19 protein-coding genes are annotated in these 26,100 nt (G+C 35.9%); 8 read left to right on the top strand and 11 right to left on the bottom strand.

The features are described 5' to 3' along the window. Positions 1-114: 114 nt before the first annotated feature. Complete coding sequence (locus HNP25_RS06810) at positions 115-867, bottom strand: PepSY domain-containing protein (protein WP_184132331.1); 753 nt, start codon at positions 865-867, stop codon at positions 115-117. Positions 868-1,042: 175 nt separating this feature from the next. Here HNP25_RS06810 and HNP25_RS06805 point away from each other — a divergent pair, with 175 nt between their 5' ends. Further along, positions 1,043-2,980, top strand: a complete 1,938-nt coding sequence (locus HNP25_RS06805; RefSeq protein ID WP_184132328.1) for a heavy metal translocating P-type ATPase — start codon at positions 1,043-1,045, stop codon at positions 2,978-2,980. Between the two features lie 17 nt (positions 2,981-2,997). Here HNP25_RS06805 and HNP25_RS06800 read toward each other — a convergent pair whose 3' ends face one another. The 10 genes from HNP25_RS06800 to HNP25_RS06755 form a co-directional block, all read right to left on the bottom strand. Beyond that, entirely contained in the window at positions 2,998-4,644 is a 1,647-nt protein-coding gene (locus HNP25_RS06800; protein WP_184132326.1) for a hypothetical protein, read from the bottom strand. Between the two features lie 56 nt (positions 4,645-4,700). Further along, on the bottom strand, positions 4,701-6,920 hold the full coding sequence (locus HNP25_RS06795) for a DUF4175 family protein (RefSeq protein WP_184132323.1): 2,220 nt from the start codon (positions 6,918-6,920) through the stop codon (positions 4,701-4,703). Beyond that, a complete protein-coding gene (locus HNP25_RS06790; protein WP_184132320.1) occupies positions 6,917-8,113 on the bottom strand; it encodes a BatA domain-containing protein in 1,197 nt (398 codons plus the stop codon). Before HNP25_RS06790 ends, HNP25_RS06795 begins: the two co-directional genes overlap by 4 nt. A 111-nt stretch (positions 8,114-8,224) precedes the next feature. Further along, positions 8,225-9,091 (bottom strand): DUF58 domain-containing protein, encoded by an 867-nt coding sequence (locus HNP25_RS06785; RefSeq protein WP_184132317.1) that lies wholly within the window; start codon positions 9,089-9,091, stop codon positions 8,225-8,227. A 2-nt stretch (positions 9,092-9,093) separates the two neighbouring features. Continuing rightward, entirely contained in the window at positions 9,094-10,077 is a 984-nt protein-coding gene (locus tag HNP25_RS06780) for an AAA family ATPase (protein ID WP_184132314.1), read from the bottom strand. A 3-nt stretch (positions 10,078-10,080) separates the two neighbouring features. Beyond that, a complete protein-coding gene (locus tag HNP25_RS06775; protein ID WP_184132312.1) occupies positions 10,081-10,695 on the bottom strand; it encodes a DUF4159 domain-containing protein in 615 nt (204 codons plus the stop codon). Between the two features lie 135 nt (positions 10,696-10,830). Then, positions 10,831-12,168 (bottom strand): TldD/PmbA family protein, encoded by a 1,338-nt coding sequence (locus HNP25_RS06770; RefSeq protein ID WP_184132309.1) that lies wholly within the window; start codon positions 12,166-12,168, stop codon positions 10,831-10,833. Positions 12,169-12,289: 121 nt separating this feature from the next. After that, positions 12,290-13,930, bottom strand: coding sequence for a TldD/PmbA family protein (locus HNP25_RS06765; RefSeq protein WP_184132307.1), 1,641 nt, complete (start codon positions 13,928-13,930; stop codon positions 12,290-12,292). A gap of 255 nt (positions 13,931-14,185) precedes the next feature. Then, positions 14,186-15,505, bottom strand: coding sequence for a TldD/PmbA family protein (locus HNP25_RS06760; protein WP_184132303.1), 1,320 nt, complete (start codon positions 15,503-15,505; stop codon positions 14,186-14,188). Positions 15,506-15,616: 111 nt separating this feature from the next. Further along, positions 15,617-17,260: a TldD/PmbA family protein gene (locus tag HNP25_RS06755; protein WP_184132300.1), complete on the bottom strand. Its 1,644-nt coding sequence runs from the start codon at positions 17,258-17,260 to the stop codon at positions 15,617-15,619. Positions 17,261-17,842: 582 nt separating this feature from the next. On the opposite strand from HNP25_RS06755, the gene HNP25_RS06750 reads away from it, so the two are divergent. The 7 genes from HNP25_RS06750 to HNP25_RS06720 all read left to right on the top strand — a co-directional run bounded on the left by HNP25_RS06750 (position 17,843) and on the right by HNP25_RS06720 (position 26,011). Continuing rightward, positions 17,843-20,407, top strand: a complete 2,565-nt coding sequence (locus HNP25_RS06750; protein WP_184132296.1) for a TonB-dependent receptor — start codon at positions 17,843-17,845, stop codon at positions 20,405-20,407. Positions 20,408-20,854: 447 nt separating this feature from the next. Then, positions 20,855-21,592: a WGR domain-containing protein gene (locus tag HNP25_RS06745; RefSeq protein ID WP_184132293.1), complete on the top strand. Its 738-nt coding sequence runs from the start codon at positions 20,855-20,857 to the stop codon at positions 21,590-21,592. Between the two features lie 511 nt (positions 21,593-22,103). Then, a complete protein-coding gene (locus tag HNP25_RS06740; RefSeq protein WP_184132290.1) occupies positions 22,104-22,538 on the top strand; it encodes an RrF2 family transcriptional regulator in 435 nt (144 codons plus the stop codon). Between the two features lie 52 nt (positions 22,539-22,590). After that, the gene (locus HNP25_RS06735; protein WP_184132286.1) at positions 22,591-24,339 is read left to right on the top strand and encodes a cbb3-type cytochrome c oxidase subunit I; all 1,749 of its coding nucleotides are present in this window, start codon (positions 22,591-22,593) and stop codon (positions 24,337-24,339) included. 11 nt (positions 24,340-24,350) lie between these two features. After that, on the top strand, positions 24,351-25,346 hold the full coding sequence (locus tag HNP25_RS06730) for a cbb3-type cytochrome c oxidase subunit II (protein ID WP_184132282.1): 996 nt from the start codon (positions 24,351-24,353) through the stop codon (positions 25,344-25,346). Further along, positions 25,343-25,600, top strand: coding sequence for a hypothetical protein (locus HNP25_RS06725; RefSeq protein ID WP_184132279.1), 258 nt, complete (start codon positions 25,343-25,345; stop codon positions 25,598-25,600). Before HNP25_RS06730 ends, HNP25_RS06725 begins: the two co-directional genes overlap by 4 nt. 12 nt (positions 25,601-25,612) lie before the next feature. Further along, a complete protein-coding gene (locus tag HNP25_RS06720) occupies positions 25,613-26,011 on the top strand; it encodes a cytochrome C (RefSeq protein WP_184132276.1) in 399 nt (132 codons plus the stop codon). Positions 26,012-26,100 lie beyond the last annotated feature (89 nt).

Genomic DNA, 26,100 nt, shown 5'->3' with positions numbered 1-26,100 from the left:
TGAAAAGACAATCTTTATAAAAGACACAGAGAAACACAGAGTAAAACTAAGAGATTCACGGAGAATAATAATAAAACACTCTGTGAAGCTCTGCTAAACTCTGTGAAATAAAAATTATCCAGTTATCTTTCCTCGCTTGCTAACCGCTTTTGCACTTACCCAAAAAAGTATAAATCCTGAAAGGATAGTGAGTAATCCAAAAATAGAAAAGGCTCTTAATAAGTAATTAGAAATATTATCTCTACGCTCAAAATCCATCGTGTGTAGCATCCACAGAAAGTCAAAAATTCTCCATTTTTCATTTCTAAATTTCTGAATCGTTCCTAATTCTGTGGCAACATAAACGGTTGTTTTACTCGGATGCTCAAAAGTAACAGCATAAGCTGGCAAAGCCTGTTCACGGTACTCATGATGTCCGTTTATAGAAGTTAAGTATTCTACATTTTTAATGATTGATTCTTCCGAGAAACCTCTTTTTGCTACTTCAATCGCTTCTTCTTTCGATAAAGCGGGTCTGATTTTACCAGTAGCGGCATCCGCCAATTGGATTTTTTTGCCTCTATCATGTTCTTGCGAGTAAGTAATCTGATAAGTAGCTTTCCCTAAAATTTGAATGAGTTTTATATCAAAAATAAAATTGACCGAATCCTTTTGTTTTATTTGTTGAATAACGGTCTGCGGATTTGCCAAAGAAATATTGGCAGTAAGTGGATGAATATGAGCTTTTTGATGGTCGCCATGTACTTCGTCCATATCCGACCAACTGAAGTACAAACCTCCAATTGTCCAAAACAAAAATTGAATTCCAAGCACTAAACCCAAGTAACGGTGTATTTTACGAATGCGAAAGTGGAAAGATTTTTTCAAAATAAATGCTGTTAAATGATATGTTGAAAATACTCAGAAATACGTTTGTTTAATATTTTAAAGGGTGATTATTTACAAAATTTACAGATTCTCAATTTATATTTCCTTTTTGATTCCCTGTTGCACTTCCTTTTTCTCTAATTTACAGCCCTAATCCTTACTTTTCATCAGAATTATGTGCGACCAACATTCAACAATACATTGCTGTCAAGAAGATGAGTCTCAAGAACATCATCATGAACACCAGCATAGTGATAATAACAATTGGCAAGAATATTTCCCTGTCATGATTTCTGGGATTTTGCTTCTGTTGGGTATCATTTTGGATAACTTAAAGTTATCATTCTTCACTTCCGAAATACGTTTTATTGGCTACTTCATTACTTATTTACCTGTTGGTTTCCCTGTTTTAAAAAATGCTTTTAAGAGTATTCAAAACGGCGATATTTTTAATGAGTTTTTCTTGATGGGCTTGGCAACAATCGGGGCATTTGGCATTGGCGAATATCCAGAAGGCGTTGCTGTAATGCTGTTTTATACCATCGGTGAACTGTTTCAAGGGGCAGCCGTAAAACGGGCTAAAGGTTCAATCAAGGCTTTGTTAGATGTTCGCCCTGATAAAGTATCGGTAAAAAGAGACGAAAAAATTATGGTTGTCAATCCTGCAAAAGTGGAGATTGGAGAAATTATTCAAGTAAAAGCAGGTGAAAAAGTAGCTTTAGACGGAATCCAAATGACCGATTTTTCCACTTACAACACGGCTGCTCTCACGGGCGAAAGTATGCCAGAAACTAAGCAAAAAGGTGAAATGATTTTGGCAGGAATGATAAATTTAGAAACCTTGGTAGAAATACAAGTAAACACTGCTTTTAAAGACACGAAGCTCTCGAAAATTTTAGAAATGGTGCAAAATGCCACTGCTCGAAAATCGCAAACACAATTATTTATTTCAAAATTTGCCAAAATTTATACGCCAATTGTCTTTGCTTTGGCGGTTTTGATTACTTTCCTTCCTTATTTTTTTGTAGAAAATTACCTTTTTCAAGATTGGCTTTATCGTGCCTTGGTGTTCTTGGTAATTTCTTGTCCTTGTGCATTGGTTGTTTCTATTCCATTGGGGTATTTTGGCGGAATCGGTGCGGCCTCACAACATGGAATTTTGTTCAAAGGAGCAAATTTTCTGGATGTGCTAACCCAAGTAAATGCTGTAGTAATGGACAAAACGGGTACGCTAACCAAAGGAAATTTCAAAGTTCAGCAAGTAATAATTGTAGCCAATGATGCTGGAAATATTTTAGAAAAAGTGGCTTTATTAGAAAGTAAATCAAGTCATCCTGTTGCCAAAGCGATTGTTGAATATGTAAATCCCCATTTAATAGAAAACCTTATCAGTGAATTCAAAGAGATTTCTGGACATGGTTTAGTTGGCAAAATAGCCGAAGATGAAGTAATGGTGGGGAATTTACAACTCTTGAAAAAGTATGAAATTACTTTCCCAGATACGCTTGCGACGATTGAAGAAAGTCACGTAGTGATAGCGGTTAATCGTAAATATGCAGGTTTTATTATATTGGCAGACGAAATAAAAGCCGATGCCCAACAAGCAATTACTGATTTACAAAAACTCAATATCAAAACAGTAATGCTATCAGGAGATAAAAAAGCGGTTGTAGCTAAAGTTGCCAAAACTTTAAATATCAATGAAGCTTTTGCTGAATTGTTACCTGAAAACAAAGTGGAACATTTACAAAAGTTAAAAGACCAACACTTTACGGTTGCTTTTGTCGGTGATGGCATTAATGATGCCCCAGTAATTGCTCTTTCGGATGTAGGAATTGCGATGGGAGGCATGGGTTCAGACGCCAGTATCGAAACGGCAGATGTGGTTATTCAAAATGATCAACCTTCTAAAATTGTTACGGCAATTCGTATTGCAAAGGCTACTAAAAGTATTGTCTGGCAAAATATTGCATTGGCTTTTGGTGTAAAAGTATTGGTGTTGATACTCGGTGCGGGCGGACTGGCAAATATGTGGGAAGCAGTTTTTGCCGATGTTGGCGTAGCACTTTTAGCGATTATGAATGCAGTTAGGATTCAGAGAATGAAGTTTTAGATGAAGTATGCTTGAACCTAAAATTTAGGTTCAAGCCACAAAGCTGATAAAAGTATTATAATTAGCAAGTACCAAAACCACTCAGGCATGGTTGTCGAGAAAACGTCAGTTTCATTTTCGGAATTACTAATTCCTTTTTCATTCAAATAAGGCTTTATGATTTTTACTTTTGCTAAAGTATTATTTCCTTCTTCCACATAAACCGACAAACTATCCTGAAAAGTATTCCAGCCAGCTCTTCTAAAGGTATACTTCACTTCAGCAGACAATGGATTTATGCCTGACTGTGTTGAAGCAACAGTATCTTTTTCTACAAAAATCAATTCATTGGTACTTTGCTTGGTTTTGACAGACATGCTAATATCCGTAAAAATCGGTGCATCAACATGAATATTATTTCCAGAAGATGGAAATAACGTTTGAAATGTACTTTGCCAAATTCTTGAATAAGTAATGCTATCACCACTCAACATCAAAGGAAAACTCTCATTCAACAGGCTCACTCCTACTTTCCCAAATCGTCTTTGAATCGCAATTGGATAGTCAAAAATATTTTTCTGGAAAGTACTAGTTTCAAATTGATAAGAATGTGCCGTTAAATCCTGAGAAATTACTTGATTTTCTTGGTTTGAAATTCGCTTTACTTTCCACTTTGTTCCCAAATTTTGATTGATGGCACGAACATCAATTTCTGGACTTTCCACATTGATAAACAATACACTTTTACCATCTGAAAAAGCCTTTTTTATCAATGTATTTCCTGCATTCGATGGGTCAGTAATGATTATATCTGGAATAAATTTCTTAGCAGTATTAATGGAAAATGTACTTTGCGTATTCTTCGCAACGGTTGTAATTGTCTCTACTTTATTGCCATTTTTACCTAGCCAATCTGCCAAAGTTTTGCTTTCAAAATCTGGATTACTGAGGATAAACAAGAAATTATGAGGTTGATTTTTCAGACTGAAATAATTTATTTCTTTCAAAGGCTTCTCCCCTAGCGCTAAATTTATCGTAGTTTTTCCGATAGAAAAATTGGTAAAATTCAATGTGAAAGCATTAAAACCTTTTGCAAGTTTGATACTATCCAAAACCTGATTGGCGAGCTTTAATCGAAGTATTTGTGAAACTGACGAGTATATTTTCCCATCAATTCGTTGAATTTCTCCCTGCTTTGCAAAACCATTCCAATGAATTGCTTGTAATTCGTCCTCTTGAAAAAACGGAATCCAATGAATAGAATGTTGTTGTATTTTACTGAGTAATTCTGGTGAAGCATCTTCTCCCAATAAATAAATTTTACCAAGCTGATTAATCAATTTTGGATTATCAATGACTTGTCTTTTAAAAGATTTCTGAGAAAATACTTCTGTGATTTTGAGGCTATCTTTAACTTTTTGAACTGTCGACTGAGGAACATTTTCGCTAACTAATAATACTTTGTTGCTGTCTAATTCTTTTTCAATACTTGGATTGATGAAGAGCAAAACGACAACAGCCCAAAGAGAAATATTCAATACAATTTTCAGCCAAAACCGTAACTTCGTAATTGATGTATTTCGTCGTAAAGCAAAAATTTGGACAAACAATAATATCAACAAAGCTAAAATAACAAGCCAGTCGAAAGTACTGAAAGTATTAATGTTAATAAGATTTAATATCATTGATGAATGTTATTTTGTCTGTTTTACCAGCATAAAATCAGCAGGTAAATTTTTTTTTATAAAGAAGCTGAACCCATATTCTTCCAAAAAGCTTTTTCCAATTTCTTTTCGCCAGTATAATCTAAGCCTTTCGGATTATTTTTATTAGGTAAAGCCTTGCCGAGTAATTGATAAAGTTTGTTTTGTAAACTGATACTTTCGGATGCTGACAGATTTTTATCATTAATCATTTTTTGTAAAGCTGTCAAAATAGACCAACTGTTGAGGCTACTATTCATGATTTTTGAACTCATCAAAGTTCCCAATAAAAGTACTTTTTGTTTATTTGTCGCAGTCAATTTTCGGTTTTCTTTTTGGCTACTTACAATCCCAATTACTTCGGAAATCAAACTTTGGATTTGTTGCTGAGAATAGTTTTTCTCGAAAGTAAATTTCTCGTTAAACTTTGTCAGTTCTCCCGACAAGCGTTTCTCTTTTTCTTTGATTGGCGGTGGGTCAAAACTGGTCTTTTTCACAAAAGTACGAGCTTTGTGTTGTGCGGATTTTAAATACTCCAAAGCCTTTTTCTCAAAAGGAATCGCCTTTTCTGGTTCATACATACGCAAATGCAGTTCCGATTGCCACATTTGTTCCAAAGCCATTTTTAACAAACTTCTGGTCGATTGCTCATAAAAAGTATTAGCTTCGCCATCATCGTGCGAGTGAACATAATCAGCCAACAAACTTGCCAATGGGTCTTTATTATCCGCTTCGGATTTGTTTCCTCCATGCTCGTGTTCATCATGTTTTTCGCCCGCTTCATGATCATGTTCGCCTTCGTCGTGTGCATGACGAAAACCTTTTAGTAAATCGCCTCCAGCTTCATTTTCGTTGGGCAAGGCATTTGCCGAACCGATAGAATTTTCAAATTCTTCCCCTAAATATTGTCCGTAGCGTAATCTAAGAGCTTTTTGGTCGAAGCCAATTTCATTTGAAGTACTGTTAAATTCTTTGGTCGGTAGCTTTTTTCTTTTAGCAATCAACTTTTCAGTATCAATAATAATTTGTCGTTGACTTCTAAAATACTCTGGCATGATGTTCATTGCCATGGTCGCTAAATCACTTTCTTCAACTTGAGTCGTGTCTTTGTAAACGATAAAATAAGTATCTGATTTAGTATAATTTGGGTTCGGACGTTTATTATCAAATGCTGCCCAATAGTAATATAGTTCGTCACCTGGAGCAAAATTTAGTGCCTTCAAATCAATGTTTTTAACCACATTACTTTGCTTAAAATTGCTATTGGTAATTGGAATTTTTACTTCTCTAAACTTCACATTTTCACCAGAACCTCTTGCCAAAGTAGCAACGATGAAAGCCTGACTTACCAAAAAATCGTCCGAAATATTTGCTGAAATCTGTACATTTTTGGCATCTTTCAAAAAATGTAATTTGTATAATTCCTTTGAACTTGGTTCGATTTTGGGTGCTAAATCTGGAATGGCTTCTAAACGGTAATAGTCTGATTGATAAATCAATGAATCTTTCCAATAAGCTTTAAAAGCATATAAACCCGAACTTAAAAGTTCATCAGCATATTCAAAAATCGCTTTATTCTTCTTGAAAGTGACTTCTCCGCCTTGATTATTGGTCAATTTTACGGTTACATTTTCGTTATTTGAAAAAGACAATTGCCATTTCAAGTGTGAACCAGCAATGGCTGAAGCATTCATATTTTGACTTTCAACAACTTTCAATCCTGTATAAGTTGGTGGCTGAATTGTCAACGTCGATTTTGTAAAAATTGGAGCGTTAATTTTCTTATTGTCAGTACTTTGTGATTTATTTTCAAGTAAAAAAGAAGATGCTTTTTTACTTGAAAATTTTGGAAAGAAAGCATACAAAAGCCAAGAAGTAAGGAAAATGCCAACGTACAAAAAGGGCTTTTTATTAAAAACCCAAGGCATTTGAAAATGCTCAATGGAAAAAATTCGCTCTAGCTGTAATTGTTCTGCCAAATTAGGATTCTCAACGGTTAATAATTCAAGGCTGTACTCAGTATTTTCAATTTTTTGGTGAATTAACTGTTTGGTTTCTTTGCTTTTGTCTTGAAAAAGTTTTGTAAAATAAGCCATCGTCAACGCTGATATCACAAAAGCAATTATGGCAAAAGAACTTGATTGAAGTAAAAACAATACCGCAAAATATGCCGAACCAGCCACCAATAAACACCTCAAAACAGCCATGAAATATAGCTGAATTTTGACTTTCGTGATGATTTGTTTGAGTTGATTCATGAGTTTTTATAAATGGCAATCCATCTTTCTAAAGCTAAGAGTAATACAAAAAGTAATAATAAAGACTTTGAAAACCAGTCGTTTGATATTGATTTGAAGTACTTTTGAGTTTTAAATAATGAATGGAGTTGTTGATGACTTAAAGATTTGTATTCATTTTGTAAACCAAAATGTTGAATGATTTTTTCACCTAGCAATTCAGGAAAAAGTCCTTCAAATACTATTTCAGAACCTTGAGCATTTAACAAATTTGGAAAAAGTATTTGATTAGATTTCTCTGTTAAAAATTTCCATTTTGCCGTATTTGAAAAAATGTAAAGTGTATTATCAGACAGTGGCTTTTCTGGAAAACGAGTACTAAAAACGACGTCGTAAGCAGTATTAGGTTTACTTTTTTCAGTCAAATCAAACTCTAACTGATAGGTTTGAGCCAACGCTTCGAGTGCAGCTTTGATACTTTGTTTTTCGCCAGAATCTTGGTTTTCAATTAACACTTTTATTAATCCTGAATGTTTGGACTGCCCTTTTTCAATGCTTTCTGGTGCTAAAATCAGGAGTTTATTTGAACCGATAAGTATTCTTTTATTATTAGTAAATCCTAAATACGGTCTGGTTTGCTGGCTTGTATCAATTGAAGTATGCAGTACAAAAGTATTCGGCACAAAAATATGAGGCAGCGTTTGCAAAGATTCTGAATTGATGAAGTATAAGTTAATATGCTCTTTATCAATTACTTCACCTAATTTATTTAAACTTTTTTGAAGTAATTCACCATCTAAATTTTCATTTTGAGGTGTTTGCTGTAAATCAGTAATTGGCAATAATTTCTCTGAAAACCAATAACATTTTTCTCCTTTCTTTAAGGCTTCTTGCAGTTCAAATTTATAATTTTCAGTGACAAAACTTTTTGCTTGTACCAAATGTACTTTATTATCTGCTTGATGATTCCCGAAAGTATTTAGAAAAGGTTTACTCAGTAAAAAACAAAGTAACAGTAACAATAAACACCTGAGCAAAAGCAACAAAATATTGTCTAATCGAATGCCTCCGGATTGTTGAAGATTTTTTTCGATTAGCCAGTTTGTGGCTGCCCAATATATTACTTTTCCTTTTTTTTGATGCCAAAAATGGATGATTATCGGCACAGCAATCGCCAATGTTCCCCAAAGCATCAAAGGATTTAATAATTCCATTTTATTTATTTTTGTTTTAAGCTTTAGGCTATAAGCGTAGGCTTTAGGCAAATACAATTTTAATTATTCAAATTCAGAGCAAGGTATTTTAGCATAAAGCATATAGCAAAATCACCCTTTCCTTTTTTTCAAAGATTCGCTGATGACATTGGCGATGGGTTCCCCCAGATTTGTCTGGAGTAAATACACAAATGGTATTTGTAAAGCAGATGCTAAATTCTTCTGGTAATTCTGTGCATTTTTAATGACTTCTGCTTTGATACTTTCTGCTTGTAATTCTACTTCTTTCCCAGTTTCTAAATCTTTAAAACGGTAAAATCCTTTTAAATCAAACGCTAATTCTTGTTTACCCAATACCTGAAAAACCATTACTTCACGATGCGGATTGGCTAGATTTTTTATCAAATTCAACCACTCTTCACTGATTTGTAGGAAGTCGGAAACGAAAATGACAACCTCTTTTTGTTTTTGTTGAAAAACAGGAAATTTAGGATTCTGATTTTGCCAATCGCCTTTAGCTTCCGCTTTTTCAAGTTCATATAAAATTCTTTGAAAAGACTGTTTTCCCGAACTTACTAAGGTTTGTACTTCTCCATTTTGCAAGGCATACAAACTCATCATATCGCCTTGGCGATAGCCTAAATAAGCCAAAGAAGCCAATAAAATTTTAGCATATTGTAAACGACTGACACCATTTTCGACATAATTCATCGAGCCAGACAAATCAATTATTAGCCTAAGATGATAATTACTTTCTGTGGAAGATTCACGAACTAAATGCTTTTGCGTTCTTGCATAGAGTTTCCAGTCGATTCTTTTAGGGTCATCGCCAGCTTGATAATGTTTGTATTGTTCAAATTCTATTCCGTAGCCAAAGCGTTTACTGTGGTGAATTCCCAACATTAGCTCTTCACTAACTAGTTTTCCAGCTAGCTGTAGGTTGTTGAGTTTTACTAATTCGTTTGATAATAATGCCATAATTATTTCAAATTTTTCAATAATTCAGCAATCACATCATCCGTCGTAATTCCTTCGGCATCAGCTCTGAAATTAAGGGCAATACGATGTCTTAAAATCGGAAAGGCAAGTGTTTCAATGTCTTCTGGTAATATAGAAAAACGTTCGTTTAAAACGGCTCTTGCTTTGGCACAAAGTACTAAAGCTTGTCCTGCTCGTGGGCCTGCTCCCCAATCGCACCATTGTTTTACAAAAGTTGAAGAAGTACTTGCTGGACGAGTAGAGCGTACGATTTGATTGATTTTTACAATCAATTCTTCACTAATATGTACCTGACGGGTTAGTTGTTGCAAAGTAATAATGTCTTCGTCAGTCATCACCGTTTGTAAAGTTTGCTTACCTACACCAGTCGTACTTTTTAATACTTGTAATTCCTCTGTTTCAGAAGGATAGCCCAGTTTGATGTACAATAAAAAGCGGTCTAATTGAGCTTCTGGAAGTGGATAAGTACCCGCTTGTTCGATGGGATTTTGCGTGGCAATAATCAAAAAAGGCTTAGGCAAATCATAATTTGTACCTGCATAAGTTACTTTATATTCTTGCATCGCTTCAAGTAAAGCTGCTTGCGTTTTAGGAGGAGTACGGTTGATTTCATCTGCCAAAACAATATTTGCAAAGATTGGCCCTTTATTAAATTTGAAGAATTTCTTACCAGTTTCGTGGTCTTCTTCCAAAATTTCAGTTCCTACAATATCACCCGGCATTAAATCAGGCGTGAATTGTACTCTTTTGAATTTCATTTCTAACGCCTCAGAGATAGTTTTTACCATCAACGTTTTTGCCAAACCTGGAACGCCTTCCAACAAACAATGTCCACCTGCCAAAAGGGAAATCAGGATTTCATCAATTGCTTCTTCTTGTCCTACAATAACTTTGGCAATTTCTTTTTTGAGCAATGGCAGTTTCGCCACTAATGTTTTATAAAAAGTAAGGTCTTTATTTTCCAATGTCTATACTGTTAGTGCGTATTGAATGATATTTACTCCAAATTTTGTATTGTCTTCTGCGAGCCATCGCTTATTTCGGAAGTCATAATCCCATTCACAGCCGTAATCTTTATTACTGTACAAAACGCCAATTCTATCATTGATGGTGATAGCTTTTAAATAATCATGAACAAGGTCATCTCCCCAACCGTTTAATTCAAAACTGGTTGTTGGTGGGCCTTCAAAATGGAAAAAGCAATTGTAAATTGGATGAGTATTCGGGATTTTTTGTAAAGCTTTTTCGCCGAAAGTTCTTCCCATTTCTTGTTCAAAAGATTTGGCAAAAAGTCCATCAATATCATGATTACAATCATCTACAAACACAAAACCACCGTTTTCTACATATTTGCGAAAATTGTCTCTTTCTTTACTGGAAAATTCTACCAATTTATGTCCACTCAAATAGCAAAAAGGACTTTTAAAAAGCTCGTTACTGCTCAATAAAACCACTTTTTCTTTTTCATCAATGGGTATCGTTGTGTATTCTACCAATGAATTAAGGATATTTGAAGGCATTCGTTGGTCAGTATCCCAATCTCCAGAACTGTATTGAATTCTTGTAAAAATAAATGGTTTCATAATTTTGAGTTGGCTTTCGGATGTCAGCCGTTGGAAGTCGGTCATCGGATATTAAATGCTAGATTTATTTTAAATTAATCTACATGCTAAAACCCGATGACAGATAGCCGACGACCGAAATCCGAAAGCTAAATATTATACCGCATCCGAAAGTGACGAGAAAGTAAACTCTCTGATTTTCATTGGCGGTACCATGTAATTCTGATTCGATTCTGTACTTACTACACGTTCAGTTTTACCTAACATTTCAAGGTTATTGAGCATGATAATCGGACTTTCGTTGAATCTGAAATTTTTGATTGGATACTTGATTTTTCCATCTTCAATGTAAAAAGTACCGTCACGTGTAAGACCAGTTTGTAATAATGTTTGTGGATCTACAGAACGGATATACCAAAGTTTAGTGACTAAAATACCTCTTTGTGTACTTTTAATCATTTCTTCCAAAGTGGCCGTTCCACCCGTCATAATCATGTTATTAGGAGAAGGAATTGGTTTTACACCTTTTTCTTTTGCCCAATATCTTGAATAAGAAAGATTTTTAACCACGCCTTTTTCAATCCACATCATTTTTTCTTGTGGTAAACCATCACCAGACCAAGAAGCTGCTGGTAATTCTGGATGCATTGGATCTGAGAAAAACGTTACTCTTTCATCGACAATCTTTTCGCCAAGCTTTGTTTTTCCTCCGGGTTTACTGAAAAACGAACGACCTTCATCTGCACTGCGGGCATCCATATCGTAATAGATGTTTTCTAATAAAACTACTGCCGCAGTTGGTTCTAGAATCACGGTATATTTACCGGGTTCTAAAGCTCTTGCTCCTTTTGAACCCAATGATTTTTGCATCGCAATTTTTGTCGCTGCTGCAGTATCTAATTTATTAACATCGCTATAGCCTTTTGCTACGTAGCCAGAACCTGTACCATCTTCTGTACGAACTGTCAAAGAAAAATTCACATTCGTACTTTTGTAAAAAGCAAAAAGCCCTTTAGAATTCATCATGGCAGAGTAACCTTTTTGGTCTTCTAAAAAGCCAGCAGCAACTAATTTTTGTTCTCTGGATAATTTCAAACTTTTACTGACAGCTTCTGCACGAGTATCTGGCGAAACGCTGGCAGTTGAATCAAAATATCCATTAGATTTTATATAAGTTTGTGGCCCTAACAAACCTACATATTCTGGGTTTTCAGGAGCTAGTTGTGCCAATTCTTCTGAACGACGCACTACTTTTTCCAAAGAAGCATCATCAAATTCATCAATGGTTGCAACGCCTACTTTTTTACCAAAGGCAGACTGCACCGATAAATTTTGATTAGTTAAAGCACCACTTGTGGATACTTCATTACGAGCATAGCGGATATTTCCACGTATTTCGCCAGACAGATTCACTTCACATTCATCTGCTTTTGAATACTTTAAAACCTTTTCAAGCAAGGTTTTAGCTTCACTTTCGGTTAATATTACTGACATTTTGTTTCGAGATTAAAGAGTTTGGAAGCTAGTTAGCTTTCGGGTATCGGATTTCAGATGTCGGATTTTTAAAAGGATTATTAAATCCGAAAGCTGAAGACCGAAAGCTGATAGCCTAAAGCTATATTTTCCTTGCTGTATTAATTACATTTACGCCATTAAAACGAGCTGTTGAACTACCATGTGAAACAGCACTTGATTGCGAAGGCTGACCTTTTCCATCAAAGAAAGAACCACCCAAACGGTAATCACGCTCATCACAAACTTGTACACATGAATTCCAGAATTCCTGAGTATTCGATTGGTAAGCCACATCTTTTAGCATTCCTACAATTTTTCCATCTTTAATCTCATAATACAATTGTCCGCCAAATTGGAAGTTATAACGTTGTTGGTCAATCGAGAACGAACCATCACCAATAATATAAATTCCTTTTTTAACATCTTTAATCATTTCTTCAACCGATAAAGGTGTTTTGCCTGCGGCAAGCGAAACATTTGCCATCCGTTGAAACTGTACTGACGACCAGCTATCTGCATAACAACAACCATGAGATTCCTTTTCGCCGATAATATGGGCTTGGTCACGAATGGCTTGGTAATTCACCAAAGTACCATCTTTTACTAAATCCCATTGTTTGGTTTTTACTCCTTCGTCGTCCCAACCTACAGCACCTAGCGAACCTACTTGTGTTTTATCAGCAAATAGATTTACTTGTTTGCTTCCGTAGTTGAAGTTTTTACTTTGCCATTTATCTAAAGTAGCAAATGAAGTACCTGCAAAATTGGCTTCGTAACCCAAAACACGGTCAAGTTCCAATGGGTGACCTACCGATTCGTGAATCGTTAACCAAAGGTGTGAAGGGTCTAATACTAAATCGTACTTCCCAGCTTCTACAGATTTTGCGGTAAGTTTTTCTTTGGCTTGTTTTGAGGCAGCGATAACGTCTTCCAACATATCGTAACCTTTGTTGTAGCGAGTAGTTATTCCTGTAATTTTATCGCTTGGATTAGTTTGAAGGTATTCGTAACCCATTCCCATTGGTGCACTTAATGTACGGCGAGTTTCAAATTTCCCAGATTTAGGGTCGATAGTGGTGACATTAAAAATCGGCCAAATTCTATGAATATCTTGGTCGATATACGAACCATCCGAAGAAGCAAAATACTTTTGCTCGTTCACTAAAAACATCACTGAGTTTACATAATTAGCACCATTTTTCATGGCAGCATCATTTACACCCAATAGTAAATCAACTTTTTCTTTAATCGGGACTTCAAAAGCATTTTTCTGAATGGGTGCTTTCCAGCTAACTTCTCCAAAACCTTTTTGTGGAGCTAATTGAACAGGTTGCGTCATCAATTTGGCATTTGCTTTGGCAATCGCCACGGCTTCTTCGGCGGCACGTGCGGTATCGGCTTCTGATTTGGCATCTACCACCGCCGCAAAACCCCAACAACCATTGGCAATTACTCTTACGCCTACTCCATAAGATTCGGTGTTGACAATGTTTTGAACTTTGTCTTCACGAGTAACAACATATTGATTGAGGTAACGCCCAATTCTTACATCGGTGTAAGTTGCGCCTTTGGCTTTGGCAGCATTGAGAGCAGCATCAGCTAATCTTTTTTTAACAGCTACATCTACGTAACCATCCATAAGAGCTTCTGCTGAAACAGACCTTCCGACGATTGGGATGTTTGGTAGCATCATCGCTCCCATTCCCAAGCCTGACATTTGAATAAAATCTCTTCTTTTCAAAGTTTTTTAGTTTTTTTGTTGAAATAGATAAAAGAAAAATACTCACGAAAATTGTTAAGGAATTATACTTATTAAATCTTTCAAAGTGATGCTAAAAGTTAATAAGATACTCCAAAAACCTCTTTGTTAAGTTTTTCCAAATACCTAAATATATTGTTTCTGATGAAGTATTAAATACTTTGAAATGATGATTTTGATGAATGGTTAAATAAAGAAGGTGAATGGTCTGGGTTTACAGCCATTCACCTTCATCAACTAAACTGCATTAGATAAACTACTGAAGGTAAAGTCTCTTATTTTCAACGGAGGAATCAAACTACCTCCAATACGCATTGGCACACCCATTGCTTCTAAATTATTAAGCATAATTACTGGGCTTTCATTGAAACGGAAATTCTTGATTGGATATTTAATTTGTCCTTTTTCAATATAAAAAGTACCGTCACGAGTAAGTCCTGTGTAAAGTAATGTTTGTGGGTCAACCGCACGGATATACCAAAAACGAGTAACCAAAATACCTTTTTCAGTTCCTTTAATCAAGTCTGCTAAAGATTCTGTACCGCCCGCCATGATAAATCCTGATGGTGGTGGTGTAGCTTTTACACCTTTTTTCTCTGCCCAAAATCTTGAATAAGTAAGGTTTTTTACTACTCCGTTTTCTATCCAATAAATTTTTTCTTGTGGACGACCATCACCAGAAAAACCAGCTTTAGGAATTTCAGGATTACTTGGGTCGGAGAATATATTAACTCTTTCATCAAATAATTTTTCTCCTAAACGAATACCGCCACCTTTCTTACTCAAGAAACTTCTTCCTTCGTCAGCATTTCTGGCATCCATGCTTCGCATCATATTTTGCAATAAATCGATAGAAGCGGCAGGCTCAAGAATTACGGTATATTTTCCAGGTTCTAAAGCTTTTGCTGAACTTGAAGCCAACGCTTTTTGCATGGCAATTTCTGTTGCCGATTTTGTACTTAGTTTCGAAGCATCGTTAAAATCACGAATGGCATAACCAGAACCTAAACCGTCTGCTGTACGAACTGTAATTGAAAAATCAATTGAAGTTGATTTATTGTAAGCAAAAAGCCCTTTGCTGTTTCCCATAGCATTGAAGCCCGATGAATCTTCTAAGTAACCTGCAGCGGTTAAGCCTTTTTTAGAACAAGGGTCTATACTTTCAAAAGCAGCTTTTGCACGATAATCTGGGTCGATTTTAGCCGTACTTTCTGAAAAAGTACTTGTTTCTAAATATGTCTGTGGCCCAAGCATCGGTACATATTCAGGATTTTCTGGGGCTAATTTGGCAATTTCTTCAGCTCTTCTAACGGTTTTTTCTAAAGATTTATCGTCAAATTCGTTGATAGTTGCTGTACCTGAACGTTTGCCAAATACTGCTGTTACTGCCAAAGAAAGGTCAAGTGATTCTCCACTTGTCGAAACAGAGTTTCTAGCATAACGAATATTTCCTGTGCGACTACCTCCCAGCGACACACTCATTTCGTCGGCTTTTGAAAAGGCTAAAACCTTGTCTATGATTTTTTTAGCTTCTTCTTTTGTTAATATAATTGACATGTTTTTTTGCGAGATTAAGGGTTCTTCAAGCTATCGGATTTCGACTATCGGACTTCGGATTAGAAAATATCTTAAACCGAAAGCTGACGACAGAAAGCTGATAGCATACAGCTATATTTTACGTCCTGTGTTAATCACATTTACACCGTTGAAACGTGTTGTCGAACTTCCATGAGAAACAGCACTTACTTGTGAAGGCTGACCTTTTCCATCGAAGAAAGAACCAAAAGTACGGTAGTCGTCTTTATCACAAATTTGAGCACATGAATTCCAGAATTCTTGTGTATTCGACTGATAAGCGACATCGTCTAACATTCCCACAATTTCTCCATTCTTGATTTCATAGAACAACTGACCGCCGAATTGAAAGTTATAACGCTGTTGGTCAATTGAATACGAACCACGACCGATGATGTAAATTCCTTTTTCAACACCCTTAATCATGTCAAAAACACTCAATTTCTCTTTACCCGGACGCAAAGAAACATTTGGCATTCTTTGGAACTGAACCGAATTCCAGTTGTCGGCATAACAACAGCCATGCGAAGCATTTTCACCTAAAATATTCACTTGGTCACGAGTAGCTTGGTAATTCACCAAAATCCCATCTTTGATTAAATCCCATTCTTTACAAGGTACACCTTCGTCGTCGTAACCAACTGTTCCTAAAGTATGCGGTTGAGTTTTATCAGCAACAATATTTACTTGCTTACTTCCATAGTTGAAAGCCTTCGTTTTCCATTTATCCAAAGTAGCAAAACTTGTTCCAGCATAATTGGCTTCGTAACCCAATACACGGTCAAGTTCAGTCGGGTGACCAACCGATTCATGAATCGTTAAACCTAAGTGATTTGGATCCAGAATTAAATCATATTTCCCAGCCATTACAGACTTCGCAGTCATTTTTTCTTTGGCTTGTTTGGCTGCCATGATAGCATCTTCTACCATATCATAAGAATTGCGGTAGCCAACTAAACCATTTGGAGCAGCAATTTTTTCACTTGCCAAACCGTCGAGATACTCATAACCCATTCCCATTGGCGAGCTGATTGCATCACGAGTTTTGAATTTTCCCGCCGCTTTATCAACCGCAGTTACTGTAAACGTTGGCCAAATACGATGAACCTCTTGGTCGATATAAGAACCGTCCGAAGAAGCAAAGTACTTTTGTTCATTCACCAAAAACAAATTTGAAGTAACAAAACCAGCACCATTTTTCATGGCTTCGCTGTTTACTTTCATCAACAAATCAATTTTTTCTTGAACTGGTACTTCAAAAGCATTTTTTTGGATGGGCGTTTTCCAAGAAACTTCACCAACACCTTTTTGTGGAGCAAGAATGACTGGTTCTTTTTGAATTTTTGAATTAGCTTTGGCAATGGCTACTGCCGTTTCAGCACATTTAGCAATACCTTCTGGCGTAACATCGCTTGTTGCAGAGAAACCCCAAGTACCATTAGCTATTACTCTAATGCCTACTCCGTACGATTCCGCATTCACAATATTCTGCACTTTGTTTTCACGAGTAAACAAATATTGTTGCAAATATCTACCGATACGAACATCCGTATATGTAGCACCACGAGATTTGGTAGCATTGAGGGCGATGTCTGCCATTCGTTTTTTGAAAGCGACATCAGCGGCAGGTTCTAGCAAGTGGTCTGCCGTAACAATATTTCCCAAAACAGGAATGGACGAACCCATCATGGCTCCTAAGCCCATACCAGATAATTGGATAAAATCCCTTCTATTCATATTGGGGTTTGTTGATTGAAGTTAAAATTAAATTCAGTAAAAATCTTACCAATAAAGTCTGTTAAATCGGTTTGAAAAAACAGTATAGCCTAAAAATAGTAAATAAAAACGCAAAAGCCATCTCTTTATTCGACAAAACGCATCAATTTATCGACGTCTGAAGAATCTACCATTCAAAATTGTGCAGATCCTTCATTTTTTGAAATATAATTTTGCGAATGATTAAATCCCCCCATTCTATTAATTGCTGCTAAAAGGTGTTTTTTCTATACATTTTGCTAATCAAAGTTAAATATTTTCAAAAAACATTTGGATATTCAAAATCAATAAAACAACTTTGCCTATCGAAATTATAGACTAATAATCATATTACTTATTTCAAATTTAGTTATTAGTCATTTTTGCTAATAATGTAGGACCTTACAAATCCGAATATTGGCAAATATGAAGCTAAACGAAATTCTTGTTACTTACAATAAAATAACTTGCCTTTGAAGCAATATCTTAGGCTTTTTTTTGAAAAAATAGTCTATTTAATATATAGATTATATTCTATTTAGAACAATTTAATTATAACAATCAATGAAACAATTTTTCAAATCATCCTTACTAGTACTTTCGATAATACTTCCTTTATTGACATCGGCACAAGATAAGCCAACTATCAATGCGAGAATTTCTGGTAAGGTAATAGACTCAAAAACTAATGAACCTCTGATAGGTGCTGCTGTTCAAATCAAAGGAACTACCAATGGTTCAACCACAGATGCAAATGGTGATTTCTCTTTAATTACTGGACAAAAACTTCCATTTAGTGTAATCGTCTCATTTGTTGGATATGTAAAAAAAGAAGTGGTCATTAGCTCAGATAAAGCAACTATCAAATTAGATGAAGATGTAAGTCAGTTAGCTGATGTAGTGGTTTCTTCTCGTCGTCGTCAAGAAGCAGTACAAGATATTCCGATTCCAATCACAGTAATTCGTGGTACAACGGCAGAAGATGCAGGGGCATTTAACGTGAACCGTTTGAAAGAATTAGTACCAACCGTACAACTTTACGCTTCAAATGCTCGTAACACTACGTTGAATATCAGAGGTTTAGGTTCTACATTTGGTTTAACAAATGATGGTATCGACCCAGGCGTTGGTTTTTATGTTGATGGGGTTTACTATGCTCGTCCTGCTGCTACAGCACTTGATTTCGTTGACATTGAGCGTGTAGAAGTATTACGTGGACCACAAGGAACGTTATTTGGTAAAAACACTACTGCTGGTGCATTCAACATTACTACTCGTGAAGCAAGCTTCACGCCTACTGCAAGCTTTGAATTAAGTTATGGTAACTATGGTTATATTCAAGCAAAAGCATCTCTTTCAGGCCCAATCAACAAACATTTGGCAGCAAGAATTTCATTCTCAGGCACTCAAAGAGATGGATTGTTTTATAATGTAAAAACTCAACAACGTATCAATGATATCAACAACTTGGGCTTGAGAGGTCAATTACTTTATACGCCTTCGGACAATGTTAAAGTGACAATCATTGGTGATTATACTGACCAAAAACCAAATGGATATGGCTGGCCAGTAGCTGGTGTTGTAACTACAAAACGTGCTGCATATCGTCAATTTAACGCAATTATTGCTGATTTGGGTTACAAAATTCCTTATAATAGTGCATTCGATAGAGTTTTAGATTTGGATACTCCTTCAAAAGCTGATAACTCATTAGGTGGTGTTTCTGCTAATGCAGACATCAAAATTGGTAACGGTACTTTAACTTCAACATCAGCTTGGCGTTATTGGAAATGGACTCCATTAAATGACCGTGATTATACAGGCTTACCTATCTTTACTATTTCTTCTGGTAACTCAGCACATGATCAATGGTCTCAAGAGTTTCGCTATTCTGGTAAGGTATCTTCTAATTTGAGTGGTGTGATTGGTTTGTTTGGTTTATGGCAAGATTTAAAATCAGATCCAGTTCAAACAGAAGAAGCTGGTTCGGCACAATGGCGTTTTGCTCAAAGCTCTACAAGTGCTTTATGGAAAACTCCAGGTTTGTTTGACAACTTCGGTATCCGTACAACTAACAGAATCCAAAGTACAAGTTTAGCAGCATTTGCTCAAGTTGACTGGGCAATTAATGAAAAATTACACGTTTTGCCAGGTCTTCGTTATAACTACGATAAGAAAACTGCTAATTACAGCAGAGTAACTTATGGCGGTTTGCAAACAACTGATCCAGCACTTGTAGCACTAAAAAATCTGGTATATACAAACCAAGCATTTGACACAGAAGTAAGCGAAAGTAATTTGTCGGGTCAGTTGACTTTACAATACAAAGCTTCAAAAAATATAAATGCTTATGGTACTTATGCCATTAGCTACAAACCTGTTGGAATCAATATTGGGGGACTTCCTACTGCCAATGGACAAGTATTGATTGACCTTGCAAAAGTTAAACCAGAGGCTGTAACTCACTATGAATTAGGTATAAAAACAAGACCAACTTCAAACTCTTTCTTGAATGTTGTATTATTCAATGACGATATTAAGGATTACCAAACACAGGTACAAACACCAGAACCTGGTGTAAACAGAGGTTACTTGGCCAATGCTGAAAAAGTTCGTGTAAGAGGTGTTGAAGTTGAAGGTAATATAAGATTAACCAACTTTACTTTTAATGGTTCGGTTGCTTATACTGATGGTAAATATGTCTCATTCACAAACGCTCCAGTACCTTTAGAAGAAGTTGGTGGTACAACAGCATTCAAAGATGTATCTGGCGGTGATTTACCAGGTATTTCAAAATGGTCTGGTTCATTTGGAGCTGAAGCTACTCAAAAAGGAGGATTCTTCGGTTTGAAAGGTAACTATTTTGTAGCAGCAGATATTTACTTCCGCTCGAAGTTCTCTTCTAGCCCATCGCCTTCTCAATACTTAAATATTGATGGCTACTCATTATTGAACGGTCGCTTAGGCTTCAGAGCATCAAATGGTGTATCCATCTATGTTTGGGGAAGAAACCTTGCTAACACAAATTATTACGAACAATTATTAGCTGCTCCGGGTAGTGCTGGTCAATACGCTGGTATCATCGGTGACCCACGTACTTATGGCGTAACATTGAGATATTCATTCTAATTTCCATACTCTCACATCAAAAGCAGGTAAGATTAAAAGCTAAAAAAATACAAGGCTGTCTCAACAAATTTTATATTTGAGACAGCCTTTCTACATTTTGTTCCTGCCGTTTGCAGGAAGGAATTTCAGCTCATCTTTTTGCTACTCCAGATAAATACTCATGGCATGACTTTCATTAAATTTTGATAAGCAGTAAGCCTCTGTCAGTCATGCCATGAGTGGGCATATTGACCTTATAATATGGAAAATACCGTTTGATAAATTCTATGGCAGAAAGTTGTTATTGAGTTTTTATTTTAAAGCTTAATGTGATACTTTAGGGAATTGGAAGGGTTAGCTATTTCAACAATAGAAAAAGTACGATAAAACTTTCATAGATTAGAGAGTTAGCAATCATTTTACGACATCACTCCAACAAGATAATCCAAGAAGCAAAATCTAACAAAAATGACACAAACATTTATAAATCAGACAGGCGATTCTAACAAATTTTGGACGATTACTCAACTTGATAATACTTACACTGTGACTTGGGGTAAAATTGGGACAGAAGGACGTATAAATACCAAAGAGTTTTCTGACAATAAAGAATGTACAAAAGAAATTGAAAAGCTGATACGAGAAAAAATTAGCAAGGGATATCATCAAGTTATTGACACAACACAAATTCCAAATAAGCCAGCACAAAATTATATACCTATGAACGAAACCGTTTTTTGGGAAATCATTGAATCATCATGGTCAGACTCGCCAAGATTAAATAAAAAAAGAGCAAAAGCTCTATTAAGTAATGAAGAAGAATTACTTGCAGAACTAAGTGAAGAACTTTCAGAAACAATCCTTGAAAATTTCAATAAAAGACTTCTAAAACTTAGCAAAGATGACTTGACGGCATTCATACACATTTTAGAGGAAAGACTTTACAACATCGACCGAGAGGATATTCATGAATACACAGACGGTTCAGATGACGGTTTTTTATATTGTAGATGTTTTATACTTGGAATGGGTAAGCAATATTACGAAATGGTTGACAGCGACCCTTCAAAAGCAACCATGGACTTAGAAGCAGAAATATTTGGATTTTCAGCATATCAACAATACGAAGAAAAATTCGGAGAAGAGTTTGACAGATATTCAGTTCATAGCATTGAAACTTGTTCAAATGAAAATGGTTGGACATAACAATAAAAGTATCCACTCTATTCATTGGTTAAGCGAAGCATTTCTACGTCCTAAAATGTAAAAGAACGTCTCGCTCCTATCTTGCAAAAAATATATCTATCCCGAAATCAAAGTCCCGATAGGGACAATATATCGGTAGAAAAAAACAAGACACTTTTCTCAATCCTAGTTCCGTAGGAACGAAATATATCGTTCCTACGGAACTAGGAGTATTTTGAGCGAATTTTACTACCGATATTTTACTCCTACGGAGTATTTAATTTTCGTCTTTGTTAAAGTTTTGCCTATTCTAGTCACTAATTAAGCGAAGCGTTCCTACGACCTAAAATATAAAAAAGTCTCTATTCATATCTTGCCAGTAGGATTATCATTAAATTTCTGTTTTTCAGTACATTGGTACTCATTGAAGTCATCTTGACTATTATTCTTTGATAAAATGCCAAAATAATTAAAGATGTTTTTGTCTTTAATTATTTTGTTTGTATATTTGTCACATAATCAAAAGAAAGATATGTTTTCAAAGGCTTGTGAATATGGAATAAAGGCATCAATTTTTATCGCCGAGCAATCGCTCAAGAGTAATAAAGTTGGACAGGTAGCTATCGCTAAAGCCATCAGTTCGCCAGAAGCATTTACAGCTAAAACCTTGCAAATTCTTACTAAACATGGAATAATTAGCTCCGAAAGAGGTCCACACGGCGGTTTTTTCTTTAGTGAATTACAGTTAAACTCTACTTTGCTGAGTCACATTGTCGAAGTAATTGACGGAACAAATCTTTACAAAGGTTGTGGTTTGGGTTTGGACTGTTGCAATGAAAACGCTCCTTGCCCTGTTCACCATCAGTTTAAACAAATTAGAGATGATTTAAGAAATATGCTCGAAACCACTTTGATAGTTGATTTAGCAATCGGCTTAAAATCTGGGTTAGCATTTCTGAAACGATAATTTTTTATATTAAATAAAGATATAAATATCCTTTTATCTTAAATACAAAACAATGGAAAATACCAAAGAATTATTTAGTCAATCGGGCATTATAATAACCTTAGTGTTATTACTGATACCCATCATTGTGGCTTGTTTTATCTTCATCAATCGGGCTAAACTGATGCTAAAAAAACTTTATTTCAACTATGAAAAGAAAAGATTCAGTGATAAAATAAAAATGATGAATGCTGAAGAAGTAAAAGCCTTAGAGCATAGAGTTCAAGAACTGTCCTTTGAACTTTCAGATGATGAATTGGGTAGTAGTCGAGAAGCCCGTGATCAAAAAGGAATCGTAGATAATGTAAATCAGAATAGCGTTATTCGTTTTTTAGATATTAAGAAAAAGAGTCAAGCACCACATGAGTATAACCCAGAAACCGTAAAATTAATCATTTGGTATATCAGTACGGCTACGTTTTGGTTGGTGTTTGGAACAAGCGTTGGTGAATATTTAGGAATTAAATTTACCGCACCTGATATTGACCATATTAGCTGGTTGAGCTTTGGAAGACTCCGTCCAGTACATACCAATGCTGTTTTTTGGGGTTGGTGTTCATTAGCAATGTTGGGGTTAGCTTATTATGTAGTACCCAAAGTAAGTAATAATCAGATAAATAGCTTGCGGCTTGGCTATGCAACGCTGTTATTGGTGAATGGAGCAATTGTGTTGGGAAGTATTTTACTAATGGCAGGAATCAATAATAGTGGTGGCGAATATCGAGAATATATTTGGCCTGTGATGGTTATTTTTGGAACGGGTATCATCTTGTCATTGTATAATTTTTATCGTACCGTTGCCAACCGAAAAACGCATGAAATTTATGTTTCAAACTGGTATATTATTTCAGCCATGATGTTTCTATTGGTGATTACTGTTGTGGCTTATATTCCGAATTGGCAAAATGGACTTGGCGAAACTATCATTCAGGGTTATTATATGCACCAAGGGGTGGGGATGTGGTTTATGCTTTTCAATTTGGGATTGATGTATTATTTTCTTCCCCAACAACTCAATAAACCCATTTATTCATACAGTTTAGGCATTTTAGCTTTTTGGAGTCAGATTTTATTTTATACGCTCATTGGCACACACCACTTTATATTCAGTTCAATTCCTTGGTGGTTGCAAACAGTAGCTATTGTAGGTAGCGTCGGAATGGTGATTCCTGTAGTATCTGGAACAACTAATTTTTTACTAACCTTCAAAGGCTCTTGGAAAAAATTAACCCATAGTTACACACTTCCATTTTACTTAATAGGTATTATTTTCTATTTCACAGGTTCGTTGCAAGGTACAGCTGAGGCATTTAGATACACAAATTTACTTTGGCATTTTACTGATTTTACGGTGGCACATTCGCACTTAACCATGTATGGTATCATAACGTTTATGCTATGGGCATTTATTTATACCATTTTGCCGAGACTGACTGGTAACGAACCACCGCAGTCTATTGTAGGAGCTCATTTTTGGTTAGCATTTCTAGGGTTACTATTTTACACATTTCCTTTAATGCTTGGTTCAACGCTCAAAGGCTTAATGTGGATGGAGTCGAAGCCATTTATTGAAGGAGTCGCCTTTATGGCTCCGTATTGGATATGGCGTGCCATTGGTGGTTCGTTAATGTGGATTTCCCATCTTCTTTTTGCCTATAATGTTTATCGAATGGCAAAAACGGAGATTCAATTTGAAACGCCAACTAATCCGGTAGAAATCCTGAAAGTATTCAACGAAAATCAAACCGAAGCAATTCATTAAAAATTAGATAAATGGACTTTTTCAATAATCACATAAAACTCTTTGTAGCGGCGTTAAGTCTGTTTTTATGCTTGACTTTTGTGGTTGCTATTTTACCAGCATTGAATAATCAAGAAAACAATGCTCCGTTGCCTACCATGACCAGCCTTAGCCTTGATGAGATGGAAGGTAAGAAATTATTTATCGCTAATGGATGTGTAGCGTGTCACACTCAGCAAGTTAGAAATGTAGAAATGGATAAAGTTTGGGGGAAAAGACCAAGTACTGCTGCGGATTATGCCCTCAATAAACGAGTAGATGTATGGAGGAATACGGCTACGCTGATGGGAACAGAAAGAACAGGCCCAGACCTGACCGATGTTGGTAATAGACAACCCAGTCTAGAATGGAATTTGTTACATCTCTTCCAACCAAGAGCAGTCGTTGAACAGTCCATAATGCCAGCTTATCCGTGGCTTTTTGAGGAGAAAAGTACTTTATCAGCAGGAGATATTGAAATCAACGTTCCTGATAAATATAGAAATTCAACTCAGAAAATCGTGGCTAAAAAAGAAGCCTTGCAATTAGTGGCCTATCTGCAAAGCTTGAAACAAGCGGAACTACCAGACGGAAGTATGCCGATGAAATTTTTGTATGAACGAAAACAAAAAAGTGAAAATACTGCCGAAAGTAGTTTACCTGATGGTCAGCAGATATACGTTGCAAACTGTCAGAGTTGTCACCAAGCGAATGGCGAAGGTTTGAAGGGAGCATTTCCAGCTTTGAAAGGAAGCCCAATTGTACTAGGAGACGATCTTGAACTCTACGTAAATATCATTATGAAAGGTTATGACGCAAGAGCTGAGTTTGCTGTGATGCCTGCCGTTGGTTCAAATAATAAGCTTTCAGCCGAAGAGGTAACGGCTTTAATTAATCATGAACGGAGCAGTTGGGGAAATAGTGCCAAGAAGGTTAGCAAAGAAGAAATTCGGAAAATTATGGATTTAATTCAAACAACAAAACAATGAAAAAGGCACTTTTATTCATCATTTTTAACTTGTTCGCTTATCCATCCTTATTGGCTTGTCCAGTTTGTGAAAGCCGACAACCAAAATTTTTACGTGGCATCACTCACGGTGCTGGGCCAGAAAGCAATTGGGATTGGATTATCGTAAGCTCAATCGCTTTAATTACTTTATTCACGTTGATTTATTCGGTAAAATATCTTCTGAAACCTGAATCAGTAGAAAGTATGCCTATCAAAAATTTGTTTTTAGAATAATTTATTCAGACTATGAGCAATAGCAATGTTTCGATTTTTATAGACGAAGAGCCACAACCGATAGCTGTTCTTCAAACGCCAGTACAGTTTGAGTTAAACACTAAAAAACTAACTGATGGCGAACATATACTCACTATCGTTAGTAAATCTCCTACTGGTAGAGAAGGTATAAAAAAAATACCTTTTCGGGTAAGAAATGGTCCAGAGATTATTACGGAAGGCATCGAAGAACATGAAGTACTTGATGGTGTCGTTCCTATTATGATAAATGCTTACGATAAAGGAAATCAGAAAGAGTTTATCATCGAAGGAAGCGAAACCCCTCGGAGTATTCCCATTTGGGTTTGGGTTTTGCTGATTAGTTTCTTTGGTTGGGCGGCGTTCTACATGATTACTAATTTTTCAATCTGAATTAGCCCTTTCCAACCACTCCCCATTGGCGGATGGGGAGATTTTTAATCTGTTTGGAGGTATTATTTCCAAAACGTTAATATAGTGGC

It is taken from the genome of Arcicella rosea (assembly GCF_014204325.1).
Lineage (GTDB): Bacteria > Bacteroidota > Bacteroidia > Cytophagales > Spirosomataceae > Arcicella > Arcicella rosea_A.
Note: the sequence above shows the minus strand (reverse complement) of the source record. Positions and strands in the feature narration are given on the sequence as shown.

What these genes read in the sequence shown, in the direction of transcription:
- HNP25_RS06740 (WP_184132290.1), top strand. Translation starts at nt 22,104, where the DNA reads ATGTTTTCAAAGGCTTGTGAATATGGAATAAAGGCATCAATTTTTATC.
- HNP25_RS06735 (WP_184132286.1), top strand. Translation starts at nt 22,591, where the DNA reads ATGGAAAATACCAAAGAATTATTTAGTCAATCGGGCATTATAATAACC.
- HNP25_RS06800 (WP_184132326.1), bottom strand. Translation starts at nt 4,644, where the DNA reads ATGATATTAAATCTTATTAACATTAATACTTTCAGTACTTTCGACTGG.
- HNP25_RS06745 (WP_184132293.1), top strand. Translation starts at nt 20,855, where the DNA reads ATGACACAAACATTTATAAATCAGACAGGCGATTCTAACAAATTTTGG.
- HNP25_RS06725 (WP_184132279.1), top strand. Translation starts at nt 25,343, where the DNA reads ATGAAAAAGGCACTTTTATTCATCATTTTTAACTTGTTCGCTTATCCA.
- HNP25_RS06805 (WP_184132328.1), top strand. Translation starts at nt 1,043, where the DNA reads ATGTGCGACCAACATTCAACAATACATTGCTGTCAAGAAGATGAGTCT.
- HNP25_RS06720 (WP_184132276.1), top strand. Translation starts at nt 25,613, where the DNA reads ATGAGCAATAGCAATGTTTCGATTTTTATAGACGAAGAGCCACAACCG.
- HNP25_RS06750 (WP_184132296.1), top strand. Translation starts at nt 17,843, where the DNA reads ATGAAACAATTTTTCAAATCATCCTTACTAGTACTTTCGATAATACTT.
- HNP25_RS06730 (WP_184132282.1), top strand. Translation starts at nt 24,351, where the DNA reads ATGGACTTTTTCAATAATCACATAAAACTCTTTGTAGCGGCGTTAAGT.
- HNP25_RS06790 (WP_184132320.1), bottom strand. Translation starts at nt 8,113, where the DNA reads ATGGAATTATTAAATCCTTTGATGCTTTGGGGAACATTGGCGATTGCT.
- HNP25_RS06760 (WP_184132303.1), bottom strand. Translation starts at nt 15,505, where the DNA reads ATGTCAATTATATTAACAAAAGAAGAAGCTAAAAAAATCATAGACAAG.
- HNP25_RS06785 (WP_184132317.1), bottom strand. Translation starts at nt 9,091, where the DNA reads ATGGCATTATTATCAAACGAATTAGTAAAACTCAACAACCTACAGCTA.
- HNP25_RS06775 (WP_184132312.1), bottom strand. Translation starts at nt 10,695, where the DNA reads ATGAAACCATTTATTTTTACAAGAATTCAATACAGTTCTGGAGATTGG.
- HNP25_RS06795 (WP_184132323.1), bottom strand. Translation starts at nt 6,920, where the DNA reads ATGAATCAACTCAAACAAATCATCACGAAAGTCAAAATTCAGCTATAT.
- HNP25_RS06770 (WP_184132309.1), bottom strand. Translation starts at nt 12,168, where the DNA reads ATGTCAGTAATATTAACCGAAAGTGAAGCTAAAACCTTGCTTGAAAAG.
- HNP25_RS06755 (WP_184132300.1), bottom strand. Translation starts at nt 17,260, where the DNA reads ATGAATAGAAGGGATTTTATCCAATTATCTGGTATGGGCTTAGGAGCC.